A 21,420-nucleotide genomic window follows, 5' to 3' on the forward strand; every position below is an offset into this window, starting at 1 on the left:
TACAAAATATTGAACCCACTCTTCCCTCCGCGTCAAGGGCTGAGTATTCTGAATACAAAATTCCGACGGACGGTGAAGGAGACCAGTGGAGCACCCCTACATCCCGAACGCGGTGCCCGAGGTGAAGGCGGCGATGCTCGCGGTCACCGGTGCTGCCGACGTCGAGGAGTTCTACGCCGACATCCCGGAGTCGCTGCGTCTGCGCCGTCCCCTCGACCTGCCGCCCGCGCTGCGCGGCGAGGCCGAACTCGTTCGGCACGTCGACGGCCTCCTCGACCGCAACACCAGCACCCGCGACGCGCTGAGCTTCCTCGGCGGCGGTTGCTACCGGCACTACGTGCCCGCCGTCTGCGACGAGGTCAACTCCCGCAGCGAGTTCCTCACCGCCTACGCCGGCGAGCCCTACGAGGACCACGGGCGCTTCCAGGCCCTGTGGGAGTACCAGAGCCTGATGGGCGAGCTGCTGGAGATGGACGTGGTCAACGTCCCCGTCTACGACGGTTTCCAGGCGACCGCGACCGCGCTGCGCATGGCCGGCCGCATCACCGGCCGCACCCGGATCGCCCTGGCCACTCCGATCGACCCCGACCGCCTGTCGAAGATCACCGACTACCTCAAGGGCGCCCTGACCATCGGCGGCCCGATCGAGGGCGACGACCTCGCCGCCGTCTACATCGACTACCCGACCTTCCTCGGCGTCGTCGACGCGCGGACACCCGCCTACGTCGAGGCCGCGCACGCCGCCGGCGGACTGGCCGTGGTCGGCTGCGACCCGATCGGCCTCGGCGTGCTGGCCACCCCGGCCTCCTTCGGCGCCGACATCGTCTGCGGCGACATCCAGTCACTGGGCATGCATCCCCAGTACGGCGGCGGGCACGCCGGCTTCATCGCCACCCACGACGACGAGCGCTTCGTCGCCGAGTTCCCCTCCCGCCTCTTCGGGATCGTCCCGACCACGGTCGAGGGCGAGTACGGATTCGGCGACGTCGCCTACGACCGCACCTCCTTCGCCCACCGCGAACTGGGCAAGGAGTGGGTCGGCACCGCCGCCGCCCTATGGGGGATCACCGCCGGTGTCTACCTGTCCCTCATGGGGCCGGCTGGCATGCGGGAACTCGGCGAAGGCCTCATGGCCCGCGCCCGCTACGCCAAGGACCTCCTTGCTGGCATCGACGGCGTCGAGATTCCGCACCTCGGGCAGACGCACCTCAAGGAGTTCGCCGTCTCCTTCACCGGCCGCACCGTCACCGAGGTCAACACCGAACTCCGCGCGCGCGGGATCTTCGGCGGCCACGACCTCTCCGCCGACTTCCCGCACCTCGGCCAGTCGGCGCTCTACTGCGTCACCGAACTGCACACCCAGGCCGACCTCGACCGGCTGGCCGCCGCACTGAAGGAGATCCTCGCGTGACCGGCCAGATCGCGCCCAAGCCTCCACTGCGCCGATACCAGGCGGCCCGCTGGGACGAGCCGCTCGTCTTCGAGCTCACCCAGCCCGGCCAGCGGGGCGTCCTGCCCCCGTCGCCGGAGCCCGGCATCGCCGCCGACGCCGTCGCCGAACTCCCGCCGGCCCTGCGGCGCACCGCCCCACCGGAACTGCCCGAGATCGCGCAGAACGCGGTCCTGCGCCACTACCTGCGACTGTCCCAGGAGAACCTCGGCGCCGACCTCAACATCGACATCGGCCAGGGCACCTGCACCATGAAGTACAGCCCCAAGGTCAACGACCGCCTCGTCAGCGGCCACAAACTCGCCGAACTGCACCCCCGCCAAGACGACGAGACCGTGCAGGGCGTCCTGGAGATCATGTGGCGCCTTGAGCGGATGCTCGCCGAGATCTCCGGCATGGACCGCGTGACGCTCCAGCCCGGCGCCGGCTCGGCCGCGATCTGGACCAACGTCGCGATGATCCGCGCCTACCACGAGTCGCGCGGCGAAGGCCACCGTGACCAGGTCATCACCACGATCTTCTCCCACCCGTCGAACGCCGCCTGCGCCGCCACGGCCGGATACGAGGTCATCACCCTCTACCCCGACGCCGACGGCTACCCCGACCTCGACGCGCTCAAGGCCGCCGTCTCCGACCGCACCGCCGCGCTGTTCATCACCAACCCGGAGGACACCGGGATCTTCAACCCGCGCATCGCCGAGTTCGTCGAAGCGGTGCACGCCGTCGGCGGTCTCGCCGCCTACGACCAGGCCAACGCCAACGGCGTCCTGGGCATCACCCGCGCCCGCGACGCCGGCTTCGACCTGTGCCACTTCAACCTGCACAAGACCTTCTCCACCCCCCACGCCTGCGGAGGACCGGCCGCCGGAGCCTGCGCCGTCACCGAGGAGCTCGCGCCCTTCCTGCCGCGACCGACGATCGAGCACGACGGCGAGCGCTACCGCCTCGACCACGACCGCCCCGAATCGGTCGGCAAGATCCGGCCCTTCACCGGCGTCGCCCCGAACCTCGTGCGCGCCTACGCCTGGATCGCCGGCCTCGGCGCCGAGGGACTGCGCGAGGTAGCCGAGATCGCCGTGCTCAACAACAACTACCTCATGACCCAGATGCTCAAGATCCGCGGCGTCTCGGCCCCCTACGCCGAAGGAAAACGGCGCGTCGAACAGGTCCGCTACTCCTGGCAGAAGCTCACCGAGGACACCGGCGTCCACTCCGAGGAGATCGGACTGCGCGCCGCCGACTACGGCGTCCACTACTGGACCAGCCACCACCCCTACGTCGTCCCCGAACCGGCCACACTGGAGCCCACCGAGTCCTACTCCCGCCGTGACCTCGACGAATACCTCGCGATCATGCGAGCCGTCGCCGAAGAGGCCTACAGCGACCCCGAGACCGTGCGCACCGCCCCGCACCGCTCCAGCGTCCACCGCAACCGCGAGGAGAGCCTCGAAGACGCCGCCTCCTGGGCGGTCACCTGGCGCGCCTACCGACGCAAGCACGCCGCGACATGAACACCACCGTCGGCCTCGTGGTCAACCCGGTCGCCGGGCTCGGCGGAACCGTCGCGCTCAAAGGCAGCGACGGCGCCGAGGCGCAGCGGCGAGCCCGCGCCCTCGGCGCCACCCCGCGCGCCGGCGCCCGCACCGCGCTCGCCCTCGCCGAACTGCGCGCCCGGCGCCCGGGCGTCCGCGTGCTCACCGTCGCCGGCGACATGGGAGGCGAGGCCCTGCGCGGCAGCGGCTTGACGGGCGAGGTCGTCTGCGACCGTCCACCCAGGACGACCGCCGACGACACCCGCCGCGCCGCCGCCGCGCTCGCCAAGGCCGGTGCGGGGCTGATTCTGTTCTCCGGCGGCGACGGCACCGCCCGCGACGTCCTCGACGCCGTCGGGGAGACCGTCCCCGCCGTCGGGATTCCCGCCGGGGTCAAGATGCACTCGGCGGTCTACGCCGTCACACCGCGCGCGGCGGGCGAGGTCGCCGCGGCATTCCTGTCCGGCACCGCCGAACCCGAGGCGGCCGAGGTCATCGACCGCGACGGCGAGGACATCGTCCTCTATGGACTCCTGTCGGTGCCGCGACTGGCCGACCGCGTCCAGCGAGGCAAGGTCGGCTCCACCCGCACCGGCGGCGACGACCTCGCCGGGATCACCGCCGAACTCGCCGATCGGGGCACCGCAGGGCTCGTCGACGTCTACGGCCCCGGCACCACCACGCACGGCGTGCTGCGGGCGCTGGGCGTCGACGCGCCGCCGACCGGTGTCACCGTCGTCGCCGACGGCGTCTGCCTGGACCCCGACGCCGACGCGGCCGCCCTCCTGCGCCTGACCGAAGGGCGCCGCGCCCGGATCGTGGTGTCCCCGATCGGGGGCCAGGGCTTCCTCTTCGGGCGCGGCAACCAGCAGATCACCCCGGCCCTCCTGCGCGCGGTGGGCCCCGAACGGATCGCCGTGGTGTGCGGCGAGTCGAAACTGGCCGCCCTGGGCGGCCGGCCCCTCCTGGTCGACACCGGCGACGACGACCTCGACGCGACCTTGACGGGTTACCTTCCGATCGTGACCGGCCGCCGCCGGCACGTCATGTACCGAGTGGGAGAACGATGAGCACTTTGCAGGGCAAGCGGGCCGTGGTGACCGGCGCGGCCTCCGGGATCGGGCGGGCCACCGCCGAACTCCTCGCCGAACTCGGCGCCGAGGTCGCCGTCGTCGACCTCGACGAGGCCGGCGCCAAGGCCGTCGCCGAGGGGATCGGTGGCATCGCCGTCGGCGCCGACGTGGGCCGGGCCGCCGACTGCGAGCGTGCTGTCGCCTCCGCCGTCGAGGCCTTCGGCGGCCTCGACGTGCTGGTCAACAACGCCGGCATCATCCGCCGCTCCACCGTCCTCGACATCACCGAGGACGACTGGGACCTGGTCATGGCCGTCAACGTCAAGTCCGTGATGCTGATGAGCCGCCACGCCATCCCGCACCTGGTCGCCGCGGGCGGAGGCAGCATCGTCAACACCGGTTCGGGCTGGGGCATCAAGGGCGGCGACCGCGCGATCTCCTACTGCGCGTCCAAAGGCGCCGTGGTCAACATGACCAGGGCCATGGCCATCGACCACGGTCCCGACGGGATCCGTGTCAACTGCGTGTGCCCGGGCGACACGGCCACGCCGATGCTCGCCGAGGAGGCCCGCCAGCTCGGCGAGCCGTCCGCGGCCTTCTACGCCGACGCCGCCGACCGGCCGCTGCGCCGGATCGGGCAGCCGCGCGACATCGCCGAGGCGATCGCCTACCTCGCCGGCGACGGCGCGGCCTTCGTCAGTGGAGCCGTGCTGACCGTCGACGGCGCGGGCACGGCATGATCGGTGTCCGAGGAGCGAGGTGACCGATGCCCATCGAACGACGACCGCTGCGGGACCAGATCAAACGCGAGGTCCTGACCAGGCTGCGCCGCGGGGACTTCCCGGCCGGCCAGAACATCAACGAGGGACAGCTCGCCGGTGAGCTGGGGGTCTCCCGCACGCCGCTGCGAGAGGCGCTCATCGCGCTGGAGATCGAAGGGCTGATCGAGAGCCAGCCCGGCAAGGGCTTCCGCTTCGCGCCGGTCAGCCCGAAGGAGTACCAGGAGCTGTGCCCGGTCGTCGCGGCCCTCGAAGCGCTCGCGCTCGAGTCCTCCGACGCCGGCTACCTCGCCGAGACCGCCCCGAGGCTGCTGGCCCTGGCGACGGAGTTCGACGCGTCCGTGGCGACACAGGCCGAGATCGAGCAGCGCGACGACGAGTGGCACGAGCTGCTGCTCGGCGGCTGCCGCAACGAGCGGCTGATGGACCTGCTGACCACGCTCAAGGCGAGTCTGCGCCGCTACGTCCACCTGCTCATCGACGACGAGACGGAGATCAGCCGCTCGGCGAGCGAGCACCGGCTGATCGCCGAGAGCATCATCGCCGGCGACATGGCGGCGGCGGTGTCGGCGCTGAAGGCGAACTGGACGAGCGGGACCGAGCGGATGGTCGAGAAGCTCGGCGACGCCGGGGTCTGAGGTCGCGACACGATACCGATCCCACCATTTACCACCACGCGGCCCGCTCGGCAGCGATGATCGGGGCATGGCTCTCACTAAGGAAGCAACACGTGTCCTGCGCGCGATGGTCGGCGCCGGCGAATCGGAGCGCACGGTTCCCGAATGGCTGCGCTCGCTGCCTTTCGAGGCTCCGGTGTTCGTGCAGGCCGTCGCCGAGCTCGGCGGCAAGAACCCGCCGCTGGTCTCGGGCCGGACGGTGACCGTCAAGGACGAGGAAGTCCACACCGTCTCGGTCACCGAGGAAGGCAAGCGCTACGCCCGGGAGGAGACCGCTCCCGGCGTGGACTGATCGCGTCACCATTGCCCGATGGGCAACATCTACACCAACTTCGTCCGGGTCCACGCATGGCCGGGTCATCACGTTCTCGCCTCCGAGGCCGAATGGATCACCTGGCGGTTGCTGGGCCCGTTCGGCTCCTACTACGTGCCGGTGTGGTTCCAGGTCGCCCCGGACGGTTCCTTCGTCGACGTCCAGCTGGGCCGCAGCCACCACATCGTCGACTTCTGCGAGGAACTCGTCGGCGAGGCGGGCTACCGGGCGATCTGGGGCCGCTGGTTCGACGAGGGCGGCGACCGGGACGAGATCTGGTCCGAGGACGTCAACGACGGCCCACGCCGATTCTGCCGCTACGGCTTCGACGAAGTGCGGGTGACGGCGCGAAACCCGCCCGTCGCGCCGGAGAAGTGGCACCGCGCCGAGGACGGCACGTGGCGGCTGGCCGTCGACGGCAGCTACCGCACCGGCAACGACCGCTCCTATATCGACATCGGCTCACGGGCGACCCCGGGAATGCCGCTCCCCGAGACCGAGGAGCCGATCCTGGCCACGCCGACCACGCCGAACGACTCCGGCCGGGCGCTGACGGCGCTCGAACCGCAATGGCTGGCCCCGCTCGCCGACGAGGAACTCGACGTCGAAAGGATCGACTACCTCTGGCGCGGCCGCGTCGTGCACCGCGGCTTCTGGGGCCCGAACAGGGAGGGGGAGCGCGAGTGGCAGGATCGCGCCGCCGACGACTGGGACAACTGCGTCGACGCCGGGTTCCTTCGCTTCAACGGCATGCCGGCCTTCCCGGTGCCCGCCAAGGCCGCGCACGGCGACCTCGCCGACTGGACGGCGGCCCGGCGTTGCTGACCGCACAGCGGATCCGATGATCTTCGTCGGATGTGTCCCGGCGCGTCACCCGAACGGAGAGGCAATGCGCTCTATTGTCGGATATGTCTGATCATCCCGATGATGGAGTGCGCATGGACCTGCTCGACCGCAAGTTCGCCGTCTGTTTCGCCCACCTCGACGATGACGGGAGTGGAGCGGCCGAGCGCGTCGACATCGACCGCATCGCCGACCGTATGCTCGCCGCCTTCCCCGCCGCCGGCCAGACTGAGCAGGCCGCCTACCGCGACGGCCTGTACCGTTTCTGGTCGGCGATCGTCGCCGAGTGCGACGCCGACGCCGACGGCCGGGTGACCCGTCCGGAGTACATCCGCGGCATGCGCGCGGTCGCCGCCGACCCGTCGAAGATCGCCGCCGGCTTCCACGCCATGGGCGAGGCGACGGTGCGTCTGCTCGACGTCGACGGCGACGGCCGGATCGCCCCGGCCGAGTTCGCCGCGAGCGTCGAGGTCCTCGGAGTCCGGCCCGACGACGCCGCCGAGACCTTCGCCCTGCTCGACCGCGACGGCGACGGCCACATCACCGTCAGCGAGCTCGGCACCGCCATCGCCGAGTACTACACCAGTGCCGACCCGCAGGCTCCGGGGAACTACCTGTTCGGCCGGTCCTTCGAGAGGGTGGCCGCCTGACGAACGGGCGCGGGCGGGCTCCCTCCCGGAGGCCCGCCCGCGATCGCCGAGCACGGCGGCAATGGCAGGTCGCCGTTAGAGTTCGCCCATGCCATACGAGGCGGGGTCCGGCAACGTCTACGGTTTGAGCACGACCCGCCTGCGCGGTCGGACGGGCCCGGTCTGGGCGGGGTCGCTCTACCTCTGCTGCCTGCTCATGATCGCCGCGGGTCCGGTCGTGCTGGGCGCGGCCGTGGTCGCCCCCGACTCCGAGCGCGTGCCGGACGTCGTCACCGGCGCGGTTCTGCTGCTCCTGCTGCCCGCGGGCCTGCTGCTGTGGGCGGCGACCGCGCGCGGACGACGGCGCGAACGCCGGCTCGACCGTGTCGGCGTTCCCGCCACCGCCGAGATACTCGCCTCGCAGACCGTCGACATCGGGGAGCAGGACGGCGTTCGTCTGACATTGCGCGTCACCGGTGACGGTTTCGGCGCCTTCGAGTCGGTGGTCGAGGTGTCCGCGGAGGATGACCTGACCGTCGGCGCGCTGCTGCCCGCCCTGGTCGACGTCGAGCGGAAGGTGTTCGCGATCCGCGGGTGACTCACATCTGCACGTCGGCCCCGACCTCGCGCAGGAAGCGTTCGACCGTCCCCCGCTCGCGTGCTTCCTCCACAAGGGACTCGCCGACGATCCGCCCGGCCAGCTCCACCGACAGCGCCCCGATCTCGGGGCGCAGCTCCGCCAGCACCGCGCGCCTGTCCTCGGCGAGCCGTTCCCGTCCGGCGCTCAACGCCTGTTCGCGCGCGTCCTCGGCCTCGGTGAGGATCTCGGCCCGCCGCGCGTACGCCTCATCCCGGGCCTCCTCGCGGAAGCGGGCCGCCTCGGCCCGCGCCACGGTGAGTTGCCGCCGGTACTCGTCCAGTAGGGCCGCGGCCTCCGCCTGTGCGCGGGCGGCTCTTTCGAGGCCGCCGTCGATGGCGTCGGCGCGCGCGTCGAAGGTCGCCTCCATCTTCGGGAAGACGTACTTCATCAGCACGAAGCACAACACCCCGAAGACGATCAGGGCGACGGCCACTTCGGGCACGTTCGGCTTGAGGATCTTTGCCGGGTCGGCGGCGAGTAACACGGGCGGCCTCCTGCGGTGGGAGCCACCACTGTAGACAACCCGCTCGCCGCGCGCCGCCCCTTCGCCCTCAGATCAGCGGGATGTCCTGCGGCGGACCGACCTTGGCGAGCCAATCGGCGGCCTCGTCCGCGGGCAGGATCCGGTCGAGGGTCAGCGAAGCGGTCATCATCGGATACTTGCGGTCGTTGTTCCAGGTGCGCGGGTAGCCGGGCGGGTCGAGGACGACAACGCGGCGGTCCTCGAACAGCGGGATGTCGCAGGGCTGCCCCTCGTTCCAGATCCACGCGCCGGTGCCGTCGGCGGGGTTGAAGCGGCCCTCGGCGGTGCCGCCGAAGTCCTCGGCGGGCGCGTCGGTTGCCACGGCGGCCCAGTGCGGGTCGAGGCCGAGGTCGCCGAGCAGGCCCTCCTCCTCCGGGCCGCTGAGGGCGTCGGCGATGAGGGTGTGCAGCTGGAAGTTGTCGCCGAGACCGGTGATGGTCATCTCGTAGCCGCGTCCGCTCTCGCGGTGCAGGACCAGCAGCCGCTCGCCGTCGAGGACGGTGAGCAGACCCGCGAGCCAGTTGAGGGCGGGCTGGTCCTCGCTGAGTTCCAGCGCGCCTTCGAGCAGTTCCCCCTTATGGGGGAAGGCGGCGCGGACCTCCGGGCCGAGCTGGAGGATCGAGGTCGCCGGCATCTGCCAGAGGTTGAGGGTGTCCCAGCCCTCGGCGAGCGCGCGGGCCTCGTCCTCGCCGACCTTGCCGGTCAGTGCGGTGACGAGCGCGTCGTACTCCTCGACGCTGCTCTCCTCGCTCGGCAGCGGTCCGGGTTCGCCCATGGTGCGCCAGGTCTTGCGGAGCAGCCGGGCGCGGCGCAGTGCTTCGCGCAGGCCGTCGGCGATGGGCGTGACCAGCGGCGCGGGGTCTCCACCGCGTTCGGCGAAGGCGCCGCACATCAGCGCGAGCTGGCTGCCCATGCCGATGTGGAGGCTGCCGAGAATGGCCGCGCAGCGCGGGAGGACCGCGGTGAGTTCGGCGGCCGGGGCCTGCTGTCCGGCGTTCCACAGCAGGCCCATGGCCTGTCCGAAGGCGTCGATGTCGCGCTCGGCGATCGCCGCTTCGAGTTCGGCGCACGCGTTGTCGAGGTCTGAGGTCACCGACGGATGGTAGCCGCCGGACTCAGCCCGACAGCTCGAAGACGCCGTAACCGAAGCCGGCGGCCTCGATGCGGCCGTCCGCGACGGAGACGCCGTCGACCTCGACGGGTGCCGCCTCGCGCGCGAGGGCCGGCGTCTCGATCGAGGCGGCCTCGCGTCCGGGGTTCACCACCACGAGGAAGCGCCCGCCGCGCACGTAGGCGAAGGGGTAGCCCGTCGACAGGACCTCGACCTCACCGCTCGGGCCGAGTTCCGGGTTGGCCTTCCGCAGCGCGATGAGCCGTCGGACCAGGTGCAGGACCGAGCCCTCGTCGGCGCGCTGCGCGGCGACGGTGGGACGGTCGGGCGCCGGGTCGAGGGCCAGGTAGAGCGCGTCGGGGTCGGCGGTGGAGAAGCCGGCATTGGGACGGTCGTCCCACTGCATCGGGGTGCGGCAGCCCGCGCGGTTGTGGTGGGGGCCGAGGGCGCTGCCTTCGTGGACGGGCATGCCGGGGACGTAGCGCATGCCGATCTCGTCGCCGTAGTAGATGGCGGGAAGGGTCTGCCAGGTCAGCAGGAAGGTGAAGGCCCCGCCGAGCTGCTCGGCGGTGCGCGGCCCGCAGGCGAGGCGGGAGAAGTCGTGGTTCGACGAGGGCAGCGAGCTGAAACCGCTGTCGCCGATGGTGTCGTTGGCGTGCCGCCAGGCGTCGAGGAAGGTCGTCATCGACCCCTTGGCCTCGGCGTCGAAGTAGCAGTCCTGGGGGCCGCCCCATGTCTCCTTGCGCGTGCCGGTGTTGTTGTTCCACAGCGAACGCAGGGGGAGGCCGTCGGTGAGTCCGCCGAAGTGCAGGAAGAAGTCGGCGTGGAAACCGGCCGGCACCGAGACGGCCGGGTCGCTCCATTCGGCGATGATGACCGCCTCGGGATGGGCGGTGTCCAGCCAGGCGCGCAGTTCGCGCCAGACCTTGCCGGTCTCGACGCGGTCGGCGTCGTCCTTGACGAGCGAGTGGGCCATGTCGACGCGGAAGCCGGACACGCCTCGGCTCAGCCAGTAGTCCATCGCGTCGCGCAGCGCCCGGCGGTTGGCGCGGGGACCCTCGGCGTCGACCGGCTGGCGCCACGGCTCGTCGGGGTGCGTGCGTGCGTAGCCGAAGTTGAGCGCGGGCTGGCTGTCGAAGAAGTTCGGCAGGTAGAAGCCCTCGCGGGTACCGGGGGAGGCGACGAAGCCGGGCGCCTGCCGGTCGGCCCAGATGTAGCGGTGGTCGCCGGGATCGGCCGCGGAGCGCACGAACCAGGGATGCTCGTCGGAGGTGTGCCCGGCGACCAGATCGAGCAGGACCCGGATGCCGCGTTCGCGGGCCGCTTCGACCAGCGCCACGAGATCGGCCTCGGTGCCGTAGCGCGGCGCGATGCGGGTGTAGTCGGCGACGTCGTAGCCGGCGTCGTTGAAGGGCGACACGAAGCACGGGTTGATCCACATGGTGTCGACGCCGAGCCACGACAGATGGTCGAGGTGGGCGTGGATGCCCGGCAGGTCGCCGATGCCGTCGCCGTTGGAGTCGGCGAAGCTCTGCGGGTAGATCTGGTACAGCACGGCGTCGGCCAGCCAGGCCGGGACCGGGTGGGGTGCGGTCACGAGAAGTGCCTCTCTGCTCGGTGTCGTCTTCACGTTCGCGTCGTCATCAGTTCAAGGGCCCGGAGACCGCCTCGCCGATCATCAGGCAGGCGGCCCCGCGCGCCCACAGGTCGTCGGTGGCGGGATCGATGTGCACGGGCCGTTCGGCGGCGTCGGAGAAGGCACGGGCCCGCAGCGCGCCGCTCATCGCCGCGCCGAAGAGGTCGTGGTCGGCGGCGCCCTCCCCGGCGAGGATGATCAGGTCGAGGTCGAGGAGGTTCACCAGCGCGGCCAGTCCTCGCCCGAGCGCGTCCCCCATCCGGGCGAAGACCTCGACGGCGGCGGGGTTTCCCGCCCTGGCGAGCGCGGCGGCCGCGCCGATCGACACGGCGGGGACCCCGGCGAGCTCCAGGTCGCGCAGGATCGCCGGCGAGGAGGCGAGCGCTTCGAGGCAGCCGCGATTGCCGCAGTTGCAGAGCGGGCCGGCCGGATCGAGGGGGAGATGCCCGAGTTCGCCGGCCATGCCGGTGGCGCCGGTGTACATGGCGCCGTCGAGGAGCAGACCGCAGCCGACTCCCGGCCCGACCGTCACCACCGCGAAGGAGCGGGCCTCGCGCCCGGCGCCGAACCAGCGCTCGGCGACGACCAGCGTGTTGACGTCGTTGTCCACGACCACGGGCAGGCCCGTCGCCCGCGACAGCGGAGCCGCCACCTCGACCTTGTGCCAGCCGAGCAGCGCCGAGTCCCGGCACACCCCCGCCTCGCGGTCGATGTGCCCGCCGACCCCGACGCCGAGCCCGAGAACCCCTTCGGCGGGGAATTCGGCGAGCAGGCGCCGGGCCAGACCGGCGGTCGCATCGAGGGCGGTCGCCGGGAGAGTATCGGCCAGCGGCACCTCCGCCCGGCCGACCACCCGCGCCGCCATGTCGGTGACGACCCCCGTGACGTGCGTCGGCGAGATCTTCACCCCGGCGACCACGTGCCTGCCCGCGTTGACCTCCAGGAACCGGCGCGGCCTGCCGAGGCCGCCTGCCGAAGTCCCCGTCTCACGGATGTAGTCGCCCTCGATGAGCGGCGGCAGCAGCCGCGTGACCGTCGACGGCGACAGCCCCAGGCGAGCGGCCACCTCCACCCGCGACACCGGCCCGCCGGTCAGTACCAGCGCGAAGATCTCGGCCCGGGTGCGCTCGCCGAAGGGACCGGAGGGCACCGGGCGCCGGGCGATTCTCGTCATGGCCCCTCCGTCGAAGGTGATCAAGGCGCAGCCAAGCAGAGTTACTTTCGTGTGTCAAGAAAAGAAGGCGGCTCAGTCGACGCCCGGCGTGCTCGTGCCGCTGCGGTGCAGGCGCAGCCACCGGAACCCCGACGGCCCGATCGGGACCTCGCCCTTCGCCGTGTCGACCGCCTCGTAGCGCCGGTCGGCGAAGATCTCGTCGCAGCCGACCTCCAGCTCGTCGCCGAGGTGCGCCGTGCGCTCCTCCGCGGCGAGATTGTGCAGCACGACGAGCGAGTGGAACTGGTCGTAGCGCAGGGCGAGGATCCCCGGATCGCCGGAGTCGAGGATCCGCTGCCTGCCGGTGCCGATCTCGGCGCACTCCCGGCGGTTGGCGGCCAGGCGCCGAAACCAGTTCAGCCGCGAGTCGGGATCCGACAGCTGGCTCGCGATGTTGCGCTCGCGGTACCCGTAGTGCCCATCGGGCAGCGCCGGGCGGATCAGTTCGTCCGGCTCGCCGTTGGTGAAGCCGCCGTTGTCGAGGCCGTTCCACTGCATCAGCGGGCGGTTGTTCAAACGGCCGGGAAGCTCGGGGTGGTCGCCGATGCCGAACTCGTCGCCGTAGAACACCGTCGGGGTTCCGGGCAGCGAGAACATCAGCGAGAAGGCCAGCCGCACCCGCGCCTCGTCGTCTTCGAGCATCGGCGTCATCCGGCGGCTGATCCCGCGGCCGTAGACGCGCTGGTCCTCGCGCGGGGCGAAGACCTCGAAGACGGCGTCGCGCTCCTCGTCGGTGTAGTGCAGGTCCAGGTTCAGCTCGTCGTGGTGGCGCAGGAAGGACAGGTAGGAGCAGACCGGCGGGGGCGTCGGCCGCTTCCGCAGCTGCCGGGCGATCGGCGCGGCCTCGCCGAGAGCGAGCGACGCCCACATGCCGCCGCAACCGGCGAAGTCGAACATCACCCGCATCTCCTCGGCGCCCTCCTCGCCGAAGTAGCTGCCGAGCAGATCGAGCGGCAGGTTCGCCTCCCCGACCAGGATCGCGTCGCTGCTGCGGCGCGCGATGAAGGAGCGCAGGTCGCGCAGATAGTCGTGCGAGGAGTCCTCGCCGCCGCCCTCCTCGGCGATCTCCTCGACCAGGAAGGGGACCGAGTCGACGCGGAAACCGTTGACGCCGACGGCGAGCCAGAACCCCAGCACCTTGTACATCTCCGCCCGTACGGCGGGGTTGTTGGTGTTCAGGTCGGGCATGAAGTCGTGGTAGCGGTGCAGGTAGTACTGGCCCGAGCCCTCGTCATAGGTGTAGGTGCCGCTCTGCTCGCCGGGCAGGACCGGCTCGGGAGGATCGGCCGGCGGCTCGTCGGACCAGACGTAGTAGTCGCGGTACTTCGAGTCGCGGGAACTGCGGGCGTCGACGAACCAGGGGTGTTCGTCGCTGGTGTGGTTGAGGGCGATGTCGAGGACGATGCGGATCCCGTTCTGGCGGGCGGCGCGGGTGAAGGCCACGAAGTCGCCGAGGTCGCCCACCCGAGGGTCGACGCTCAGGTAGTCGCTGGAGTCGTAGCCGTCGTCGCGCCACGGCGACGGGAAGGGCGGCAGCAGCCACAGGCAGGTGACGCCGAGCGCGGCGAGGTAGTCGACTCCGGCGGCCAGGCCCTTGAAGTCGCCGATCCCGTCACCGTCACCGTCGAGGAATGTCTTGACGTCGACGGCGTAGACGAGCCCGTTCTTCCACCACAGGTCGGACATGGAGCTTTCAGCCACGGTCGTCTCCCTTGAAGGCGGGCAGCACTTCCGCGCCGAACGCGTCGATGAAACCGTCCTGGTCGGGTCCCACTTGGTGGAGCTGCACCTGGTCGGCGCCGAGCCGGACGTAGTCGGCGATGCGCTCGGCGTGGCGGCCGAGGTCGGCGCTGATGGTGATCGCCTCGTGGAGGTCCTCGGGCCGGACCGTCGTCGCCGCGGCCTCGATGTGCTCGGGCATTTCGAGTTCCATGCACGTCGGGTGCGGGACACCGGCGTTGCGCCACTGCTCGAAGGCGTACCGTGCGGCGAGTTCGTCGGTCGCCGCCCACGACAGGTGATGCTGCACGGTGACCGGGCCGGTGCCGCCGTTGTCGCGGTAGGCGCCGATGGTGCGCTCGACCTGCTCGTCGGTGCCGCCGACGGTGATCAGGCCGTCGGCCCACTCGGCCGCCCACTTCGCCGTCGGCGGGGTGACCGCCGCGGCGACCAGCGCAGGCGGACGCTCGCAGGTGGTGTGGACACGGCCGTTCTTGACGCGGACGTGCCCGTCGTGGTTCACGGTCTCGCCGCGCCACAGGGCGCGGATCACGTCGACGCACTCGCGCAGCCGCGCGAGGCGGTCGGCCTTCGAGGGCCAAGGGTCGCCGGTGACCTGTTCGTTGGAGGCCTCACCGCTGCCGAGGGCCATCCAGAAGCGGTCGGGGAACATGTCGGCGAGGGTCACACCGGCCTGGGCGATCACGGCGGGGTGATAGCGCTGGCCGGGGGCGGTCACCACGCCGAAGGGCAGGTCGGTGGCGTTCATCGCCGCGCCGAGCCAGGCATAGGCGAAACCGACGCCCCGCTGCCCGGGCAGCCAGGGCGTCAGGTGGTCCGAGGACATCGCGGCGGTGAACCCGGCGGCCTCGGCGCGGCGGACGTGGGCGAGGAGCTCGCCGGGCGGGAACTGCTCGTGGCTGGCGTGGTAACCGATGAGGGTCATGTTCGCCGGTTACCCGTCGGCGGCCCCGTCTACTCCTTCGGCGTGTGCTGGTGGAAGTACAGCAGCCACTTCCCGTCGCGCTCGATGTAGTGGCTACTCACCAAGGCCGCGTAGGGTTTCCCGCCCCGCACGGCGCCCACGACGTAGTCGACGACGCCCACGCCGTCGGCCGGCAGGCTGACCGCCAGTTCGGTCAGCGCGTAGGACTCCCACGGCGGCGCGTCCATTGTGGAGAGGATCTCCTCGCGTCCGGCGAGCCGCATCCCACCGGGGAAGAGCATGACGGCGTCCTCGTGGAGGACGTCGCGGTAGAAGGCGGTCGCGGTGGAGGCGGTCGACAGGGCCTGCCAGCCGCGCTGCTCCAGGTCGGTCAGTTCCTTCTCGGTGTGCACACTCGGTCCTCTCGTCGCCGGCACCCATCATCGCGGGCCGGATCGGGGAGGAGTACCCGTTTCGGCGGATCCGGATGTGTGGTGGAGGTCTCGACGGCGGCGGGTGGGGGCATCCGCGCCCGCCGCCGTCGCGACATCAGCCGAGAGCGCCGAAGCGGTCGTCGCTTTCGGAGTCGCCGGGAACGCCGAGGGAGTCCTGGTCGAAGGTCTTCGACCCGGAGGCGGTCAGGCCGTGAGGGCCGGCGTAGATGACGGTGACCATGCCCTCGCCGACGTTCTCCCCGGCGGCGCCGACGACGAGCGCGAGGTGGCCGTCGCCCTTGAGGTCGGCGAAGCGAAGCGCGCCGCCCCAGTCGTCGCCTGCCTCGGTGTCGCCGGGGACGCCGGAGGTGTTCTGCGTCCAGCCTTTCGCCTTCGCGAAGGCCAGGCCGCCGGGGCCGCCCGGAATGACCGTGACGCGGGTGTCGCCCGGGCTGTACACCACCAGTTCTGCTCGGCTGTCCCCGTCGGCGTCACCGGCGGTGATGGTGCCGCCGAACCGGTCTTCGGACCTGGGTGAGCCGGGAACGCCGGAGGTGGACTGGGTGACCTCGACGGCGCCGGTCGTCGCGATGGCGGTGCCGTCGGAGTACAGGACCGTCACCGTTCCGGCGTCACGTCGGCCGTCGGCCGCCGCACCGGCCGCGGCGACGGCGAGGTCGGCACTGCCGTCGCCGTTGAGGTCGGCGAGTTCGACGTCGTTGCCGAAGGTGTCGGGGGCGTCGCCCGTCGCGGGGTCGAAGCCGCCGGCACTGCCCGGGACGCCCGGTGTCTCCTTCGTGAAACGCTGGGCGCCGACACCGGTGGGACCGTCCGCCGAGCCATAGAGGACGGTCACCGAGCCGGTGGGGAGCCCGGTCTCCTCGGCGTCGCCGACGGCACCGATCGCGAGGTCGTCGCGACCGTCGCCGTTGACGTCGCCGGCCGCGAGGGAGTGGCCGAAACCGTCCCCGTCGGCCCGGGAGCCGGGCACATCGTCGCTGCCCTGGTAGAGGACGACGTAGTCGACGCCGTAGTCGATGTTGCGCAGACCGGCCTCGGAGCCGAAGAACACGTGCGTGTAACCGGAGTACTGGTCGGGCCGGCCGACGGCCAGGTCGTCATGGGCGTCGCCGTTGAAGTCCCCGACGGCGAGCGAGCGCGCGAAGGACGTGTTGCCGTGGCCGGAGGACATGGCGTATGCGGTGTCGGCCCGCAGACCGCTCGCGGATCCGAAGTAGACGACCAGACCGCCGGCGTCCGGTTGGGAGTAGTCCTCACCGGGAACGGCGACCACCACGTCGGCGTAGCCGTCCCGGTCGAAGTCGCCGCTGGCGTTCGCGTGGCCGAGCCGGTCGCCGGTCGTGTTCTCGTCGGGGTACGCCCGGTCGCGCTGGTCGTAGGCGGTGCTTCCGGCGCCGGTCACACCGGTGGGGCCGCCGGGCAGGACATGGAAGAGGCCGGAGTCGGCGGCGCCGTCGACGTCCTCGCCCGGTGCGCCGACGACCAGGTCGGCGTCGCCGTCGCCGTCGACGTCGAACGGCAGCGGTTTCACGTGCACGGCGACCGTCGTGTTCGAGGTGCCGCGGGCGTCGTCCCCGGGCCAGGTGAGAGTGTAGGAGACCGGGCCGGGGATCACTGGATCGTGCTCGAAGGAGAACGTGCCGTCGGCGGCGACCGGGACCTCGCCCATGGCGTGGACGCCGGCCCTGTCGGTGCGGCTCAGCGTCAGGAGGGTCGCCGTCCCCGGACCGCCGGACAGCGCTCCGGTGGCGTGCACGACGTCTCCGGGCAAGATGTGCTCGGGAGCCTCGACGGTGATGAACGTGGCGAACTTGGTCGCGTCGTCGAAGACACGAAGGAGATCAGGCGTGCCGCTGTAGTGGTCGCTGGTGACGGCGAACAGGGTGCCGTCGGCGGCGAACTCCAGGGATGACGAGACCACCTGGGCGTCGTAGTCGGGGAAGGCGAAGCGGCGGATCGGTTCGCCGGGTGCGCCATGTTCGACGTCGAGCACGGCGATCTTGGCCTCGGTGGTGTCGGGGTCCTCGAAGGCCGCGGCCAGGAATCGTCCGTCGTCCGTCGACGTCACGGGACCGCTCGCCTGGCCGATGTCGATCGGAGTGGCCGGCGAGAGGTCGGCGGTGTTGCGGACGTCGAGCGGGCCGCGCGGGTACTCGCATCCGCTGACCATCTGGTTCCCGGCGGCGATCAGGGCGGCGTCGTGGCAGTACGGCTTCTCCACCGACGCGACCTCGACGGGCGTGCCCGAGGAGACGTCGAAGACGCGGAAGCGGCCGTCGCTGGTCCACTGGTCGAGCTGGAGCACGCGGTCCGGGCGGCCCGGCATGGCCGTGACCTCGCCGGACTCTCCGAAGATCTCGGCTCCGGTGAAGACTCCGGTCGCGGGATCATAGCTGCCGAGGGAGCCCTCGTAGAAGCCGTCGCAGAGCAGGTAGGAGTACCAGACCTTGCCGCCGGTGAAGGTCACGCCGTCGGGGCAGTGGTCCTCGGGCATCGCGACATCGGCGACCTCATGGGTCTGGGTGTCGATGGTCGCGAGCGCGCCGAAGCCACTGTAGAAGCCGCCCTGGACGACGTAGACCGTCGAGTCGTCGTCGTCGATCGCCAGATTCCACGGTGTGGTGATACCGGTGATCGTGTCGGTGATGACTCCGTCGAAGCCGGCGACGAGGACGGCGTCGGGCTGCTTCATCGAGATGAAGATCTGGCGGTGGGTGTCGTCGACGACCAGGTCGGAGATGTAGCCCTCCGGCATCGGCGTGGAGATGTCGGGATAGGTGACGGGCTGGTCGGCGGCCGCCGGTGACGAGACGGCGAAGGTGACGCCGGAGACGAAGAGGGCGGTCGCGAGGGCATGGGCGCGCAGCCGTTTGCTCATGGGCTTTCCCTGTGGTGAGAGTGGGCGTGGGCATGGACATGGGCGTGTCCCGGGAAATCCCGGCAACTCTAACAGCGGCGACCCTCGCTTCGGTGTCCCTTATGGACGGCGAGCGGCCTTGCCCGCTTTCGTTCAGTGACACCGCCCACGCTTAACTGATAGTGTCTTAACAGTTAAATTTCCGGCCAGTGTCCTCCCAAGGAGCCCCCGGTGCAGCACTTACCCCGCCTGCGCGCGGCCCTCGTCCCCCTGATCCTCATCGCCGCCCTGCTCGCCGTCCCCGGCACCGCGAGCGCGGCCAACATCCTCGCCAATCCCGGCTTCGAGACCGGCTCGGTGCCCCCGTGGGTCTGCTCCGGTGGCAGCGGGAGCGTCGTGTCGACCCCCGTGCGCACGGGCACGAAGGCCCTCGCCGCGGCCGCGAGCTCCTCCGACCAGGCGAAGTGCTCCCAGTCGGTGACGGTCGTACCGAACACCGCCTACACGCTCTCGGCGTGGGTGCGCGGCAACTACGTCTACCTGGGCGTCACCGGCGGCGCCTCGACGTGGACCCCGTCGGCCTCGGCGTACACGCTGCTCACCGTCGCCTTCACCACCGGCGCGAGCCAGACGACGGCCGAGGTGTTCCTGCACGGCTGGTACGGCCAGGGGACCTACTACGCCGACGACGTCAACCTCGACGGCCCGGGCGGCAACCCGCAGCCGGGCGCGCCCGGCGTCCCGGGAACCCCGACGATCGGCACCGTCACCAACACGTCGGTCGCGCTTTCCTGGGCGGCGCCGAGCGGAACGGTCACCGGTTACCGCGTCTACGAGGGCGCCGGCGTCGTCAAGACCGTCGCGGGCACTTCGGCCACTGTGGACGGACTGCTCGCCTGTTCCTCGCACTCCTACTCGGTGGCGGCCTACAACGCCAACGGCGAGTCGGCGAAGTCGGCCGCGGTGAACGCCACGACGCCGGGCTGCCCCAACACCGGTAAAGCTAAACGCTAACCCCTACCATGGTGGAGTGAAGCTCTACGACACCCCACCCATCGCAGGCATCTACGGCCGCGTCAGCGACAACCGCAAAGGCAAAAGCGCCTCCGTCCCCCAGCAGCTCAGCGCCGGCGAAACAGTCAGCCAAGACGAAGGCTGGAACCTCACGTACCGCCTCGAAGGCGACGACGGCCGCGCAGCGTCCCGATTCTCCACGGATAAACGTGAAGACTGGGACCGCCTCATCGAACTCACCACAAACGCTGAGGTCCAGATCTGGATCCTGTGGGAGTGCTCCCGAGGCAGCCGCAGGCCCGTTGAGTGGTTGACGTTCCTCGACCTCTGCCGCGAGAACGAGATCGTCATCTACGTCATCAGCCACGAACGGTCCTACGACCCGAGGATCCCCAGGGACTGGAAGATCCTCGCCAACGAAGGCATTGACGCCGCCTACGAAGTCGAGATGACCTCGAAGCGTGTGGGGCGCGACAAAGCTGACCGGGCAATCTCCGGGATCCCCGACGGTGCCTGGCCGCAAGGCTACGAACGGATCTACGACCCCAAGACCAAGGCACTCCTTGAGCAGCGCCCATCGGCGTACGCACCCGTCATCAAGGAAATCTTCGACCAGATCGAACAGCTCATCCCGTTGAGCCGCATCGAAGAGGACTTCGCGACACGCGGAATCCTCTCGGAGTCCGGGGCGAGGTTCCGGCGCACATCGATCCTCCAGACCGCCCGGAACCCCGTGTACATGGGGAAGCGGTTCTACAAGGGAGTCATGTACGACGGCCAGTGGGAACCCATCATCCCGCCCGCCCAGTGGTACACCGTCAACAAGATCCTCGACGACCCGAAACGGAAGACCACCCGACCTGGCCGGCGGCGGCATCTCCTCACGTACTGGATGACGTGCGGTGTGTGCGGTGAGACCGTGCAGCGCTTGGACCGGTCGAAGAGGCAGCAACGCCCCACCTACGCCTGCCCCCCACGTTGTGTCGCGAGCAATCAGGAGTGGGTGGACGACTATGTCCGGGACCTGATCCTGGAGTGGGTGGGGCAGCCGGAGCAGTACCGGAAGCTCACGACCCCGAAAGCTGAGGGCGTGATCCTGGCCGTTGAGGGGGAGCTGGAAGCTCTCAAGGCAGAAATGGACCAGTACTACGCCCTGGCGAAGCAGCGGCGGCTGTCGCCCGTGGGGCTCGCGGAGATGGAAGAGGTGTACCTCCCGCAGATTGAAGCGGCGAAGGAGCGTCTGCAAGATCTGACAACTCCTCCGCCTCTTCGTGCCCTAGTCCAGCCGGGCCGGGAGCTGCGGGAGTGTTGGGACGACATGGATGTTCCGCAGCGCCACGCGATCGTGACGTGGCTGTTCAAGGGAATGAGTCTGTTGCCGTCGGAGCACAAGGGGAAGCACACGAGTTTCGACTGGCGGCGGCTCAAGTACGAGTGGGCTCACTGACTCCGGACGATGTGCAAGTTGCGGCCGTTGACGCGGCCCGCTAGCTCCGCCTGGAACGCCTCTGCACGAGACTGCCAGTCAGTGCTGCCCGTGTCACCGTCGTCTAGGGCATCGAGTTTCCCTGACACGGCGCAGATCGCGGCCATGATCTGGTTCTGCCCCTCCTGGAGGGCACAGCCCTTGTGGTCAGCCTGCTCAACGAGGACACGAAGCCCCCTGATCTCCCCACGGAGTTCGTCGACGACGTCGAGGATGCGTTCCTGCCGGTGGAGGATGAATCGGTGCTCACCGGCGTTGGCTTTGCGGGACTTGTACCAGCAGGTGAGGTTCACGGCGGTGATGATGCAGGATCCGAGGAGGGTCAGTAGGACGGGTTCGATCGCTGCGCGTCCGGTCGTGGAGTAGAAGACCGCGACGGCGAAGGCTAGGCCGAAGCAACTGGTGATGAGTGCTATCGCAGCTTCGCGGGGCTTACGGACTGTGAACAGCGGGGTGGATTCCAGCATTATGTGCTCCCCCATGTGAGTGGGTGGTGTCCGTCCGTAGCCCTGGGTCGGATACCCGACTCTATGGGGAGCGGTCAC

General features: G+C 70.5%; 20 protein-coding genes. 11 read left to right on the forward strand and 9 right to left on the reverse strand.

Annotation, left to right across the window (positions count from 1 at the left end):
• Positions 1-85: 85 nt before the first annotated feature.
• From gcvPA to AB0I28_RS12200, 9 genes are all read left to right on the forward strand, one after another.
• Positions 86-1,411, forward strand: coding sequence for an aminomethyl-transferring glycine dehydrogenase subunit GcvPA (gcvPA, locus tag AB0I28_RS12160; protein ID WP_357492395.1), 1,326 nt, complete (start codon positions 86-88; stop codon positions 1,409-1,411).
• Positions 1,408-2,961 (forward strand): aminomethyl-transferring glycine dehydrogenase subunit GcvPB, encoded by a 1,554-nt coding sequence (gene gcvPB / locus AB0I28_RS12165; protein WP_357492397.1) that lies wholly within the window; start codon positions 1,408-1,410, stop codon positions 2,959-2,961. The genes gcvPA and gcvPB overlap by 4 nt, the downstream gene beginning before the upstream one ends.
• The gene (locus AB0I28_RS12170) at positions 2,958-4,052 is read left to right on the forward strand and encodes an NAD(+)/NADH kinase (RefSeq protein WP_357492399.1); all 1,095 of its coding nucleotides are present in this window, start codon (positions 2,958-2,960) and stop codon (positions 4,050-4,052) included. Before gcvPB ends, AB0I28_RS12170 begins: the two co-directional genes overlap by 4 nt.
• Positions 4,049-4,795 (forward strand): SDR family oxidoreductase, encoded by a 747-nt coding sequence (locus tag AB0I28_RS12175; RefSeq protein WP_357492401.1) that lies wholly within the window; start codon positions 4,049-4,051, stop codon positions 4,793-4,795. Before AB0I28_RS12170 ends, AB0I28_RS12175 begins: the two co-directional genes overlap by 4 nt.
• Before the next feature lie 26 nt (positions 4,796-4,821).
• On the forward strand, positions 4,822-5,472 hold the full coding sequence (locus AB0I28_RS12180; protein ID WP_357492403.1) for a GntR family transcriptional regulator: 651 nt from the start codon (positions 4,822-4,824) through the stop codon (positions 5,470-5,472).
• Between the two features lie 67 nt (positions 5,473-5,539).
• The gene (locus AB0I28_RS12185) at positions 5,540-5,803 is read left to right on the forward strand and encodes a hypothetical protein (protein ID WP_357492405.1); all 264 of its coding nucleotides are present in this window, start codon (positions 5,540-5,542) and stop codon (positions 5,801-5,803) included.
• 18 nt (positions 5,804-5,821) lie between these two features.
• Entirely contained in the window at positions 5,822-6,649 is an 828-nt protein-coding gene (locus AB0I28_RS12190; RefSeq protein WP_357492406.1) for a hypothetical protein, read from the forward strand.
• A 113-nt stretch (positions 6,650-6,762) separates the two neighbouring features.
• The gene (locus AB0I28_RS12195) at positions 6,763-7,317 is read left to right on the forward strand and encodes a hypothetical protein (RefSeq protein ID WP_357492408.1); all 555 of its coding nucleotides are present in this window, start codon (positions 6,763-6,765) and stop codon (positions 7,315-7,317) included.
• An 88-nt stretch (positions 7,318-7,405) separates the two neighbouring features.
• On the forward strand, positions 7,406-7,894 hold the full coding sequence (locus tag AB0I28_RS12200) for a hypothetical protein (protein WP_357492410.1): 489 nt from the start codon (positions 7,406-7,408) through the stop codon (positions 7,892-7,894).
• Position 7,895: 1 nt separating this feature from the next.
• On the opposite strand, the gene atpF is transcribed toward AB0I28_RS12200, so the two are convergent.
• The 8 genes from atpF to AB0I28_RS12240 all read right to left on the reverse strand — a co-directional run bounded on the left by atpF (position 7,896) and on the right by AB0I28_RS12240 (position 18,396).
• Positions 7,896-8,420: a F0F1 ATP synthase subunit B gene (atpF, locus tag AB0I28_RS12205; protein WP_357492411.1), complete on the reverse strand. Its 525-nt coding sequence runs from the start codon at positions 8,418-8,420 to the stop codon at positions 7,896-7,898.
• A 67-nt stretch (positions 8,421-8,487) separates the two neighbouring features.
• On the reverse strand, positions 8,488-9,552 hold the full coding sequence (locus AB0I28_RS12210) for a hypothetical protein (protein ID WP_357492413.1): 1,065 nt from the start codon (positions 9,550-9,552) through the stop codon (positions 8,488-8,490).
• A 22-nt stretch (positions 9,553-9,574) separates the two neighbouring features.
• Positions 9,575-11,167, reverse strand: a complete 1,593-nt coding sequence (locus tag AB0I28_RS12215) for an alpha-amylase family glycosyl hydrolase (protein ID WP_357492415.1) — start codon at positions 11,165-11,167, stop codon at positions 9,575-9,577.
• 46 nt (positions 11,168-11,213) lie between these two features.
• Complete coding sequence (locus AB0I28_RS12220) at positions 11,214-12,380, reverse strand: ROK family protein (RefSeq protein WP_357492417.1); 1,167 nt, start codon at positions 12,378-12,380, stop codon at positions 11,214-11,216.
• 72 nt (positions 12,381-12,452) lie between these two features.
• Positions 12,453-14,120: an alpha-amylase family glycosyl hydrolase gene (locus tag AB0I28_RS12225; protein WP_357492419.1), complete on the reverse strand. Its 1,668-nt coding sequence runs from the start codon at positions 14,118-14,120 to the stop codon at positions 12,453-12,455.
• Positions 14,113-15,084, reverse strand: coding sequence for a TIGR03885 family FMN-dependent LLM class oxidoreductase (locus tag AB0I28_RS12230; protein ID WP_357492421.1), 972 nt, complete (start codon positions 15,082-15,084; stop codon positions 14,113-14,115). The genes AB0I28_RS12225 and AB0I28_RS12230 overlap by 8 nt, the downstream gene beginning before the upstream one ends.
• Before the next feature lie 29 nt (positions 15,085-15,113).
• Positions 15,114-15,476: a nuclear transport factor 2 family protein gene (locus AB0I28_RS12235; RefSeq protein WP_357492423.1), complete on the reverse strand. Its 363-nt coding sequence runs from the start codon at positions 15,474-15,476 to the stop codon at positions 15,114-15,116.
• Between the two features lie 136 nt (positions 15,477-15,612).
• Positions 15,613-18,396, reverse strand: coding sequence for an FG-GAP and VCBS repeat-containing protein (locus AB0I28_RS12240; protein ID WP_357492425.1), 2,784 nt, complete (start codon positions 18,394-18,396; stop codon positions 15,613-15,615).
• Between the two features lie 210 nt (positions 18,397-18,606).
• Here AB0I28_RS12240 and AB0I28_RS12245 point away from each other — a divergent pair, with 210 nt between their 5' ends.
• Entirely contained in the window at positions 18,607-19,389 is a 783-nt protein-coding gene (locus AB0I28_RS12245; protein WP_357492428.1) for a carbohydrate binding domain-containing protein, read from the forward strand.
• A gap of 16 nt (positions 19,390-19,405) precedes the next feature.
• Positions 19,406-20,836, forward strand: coding sequence for a recombinase family protein (locus tag AB0I28_RS12250; RefSeq protein WP_357492430.1), 1,431 nt, complete (start codon positions 19,406-19,408; stop codon positions 20,834-20,836).
• Here AB0I28_RS12250 and AB0I28_RS12255 read toward each other — a convergent pair.
• On the reverse strand, positions 20,830-21,342 hold the full coding sequence (locus AB0I28_RS12255; protein WP_357492432.1) for a hypothetical protein: 513 nt from the start codon (positions 21,340-21,342) through the stop codon (positions 20,830-20,832). The two genes, AB0I28_RS12250 and AB0I28_RS12255, sit on opposite strands and share 7 nt — an antisense overlap.
• Positions 21,343-21,420: the final 78 nt, after the last annotated feature.

Origin of the sequence: Phytomonospora sp. NPDC050363 (assembly GCF_040655735.1) — a bacterium.
Taxonomy (GTDB): Bacteria; Actinomycetota; Actinomycetes; order Mycobacteriales; family Micromonosporaceae; genus Phytomonospora.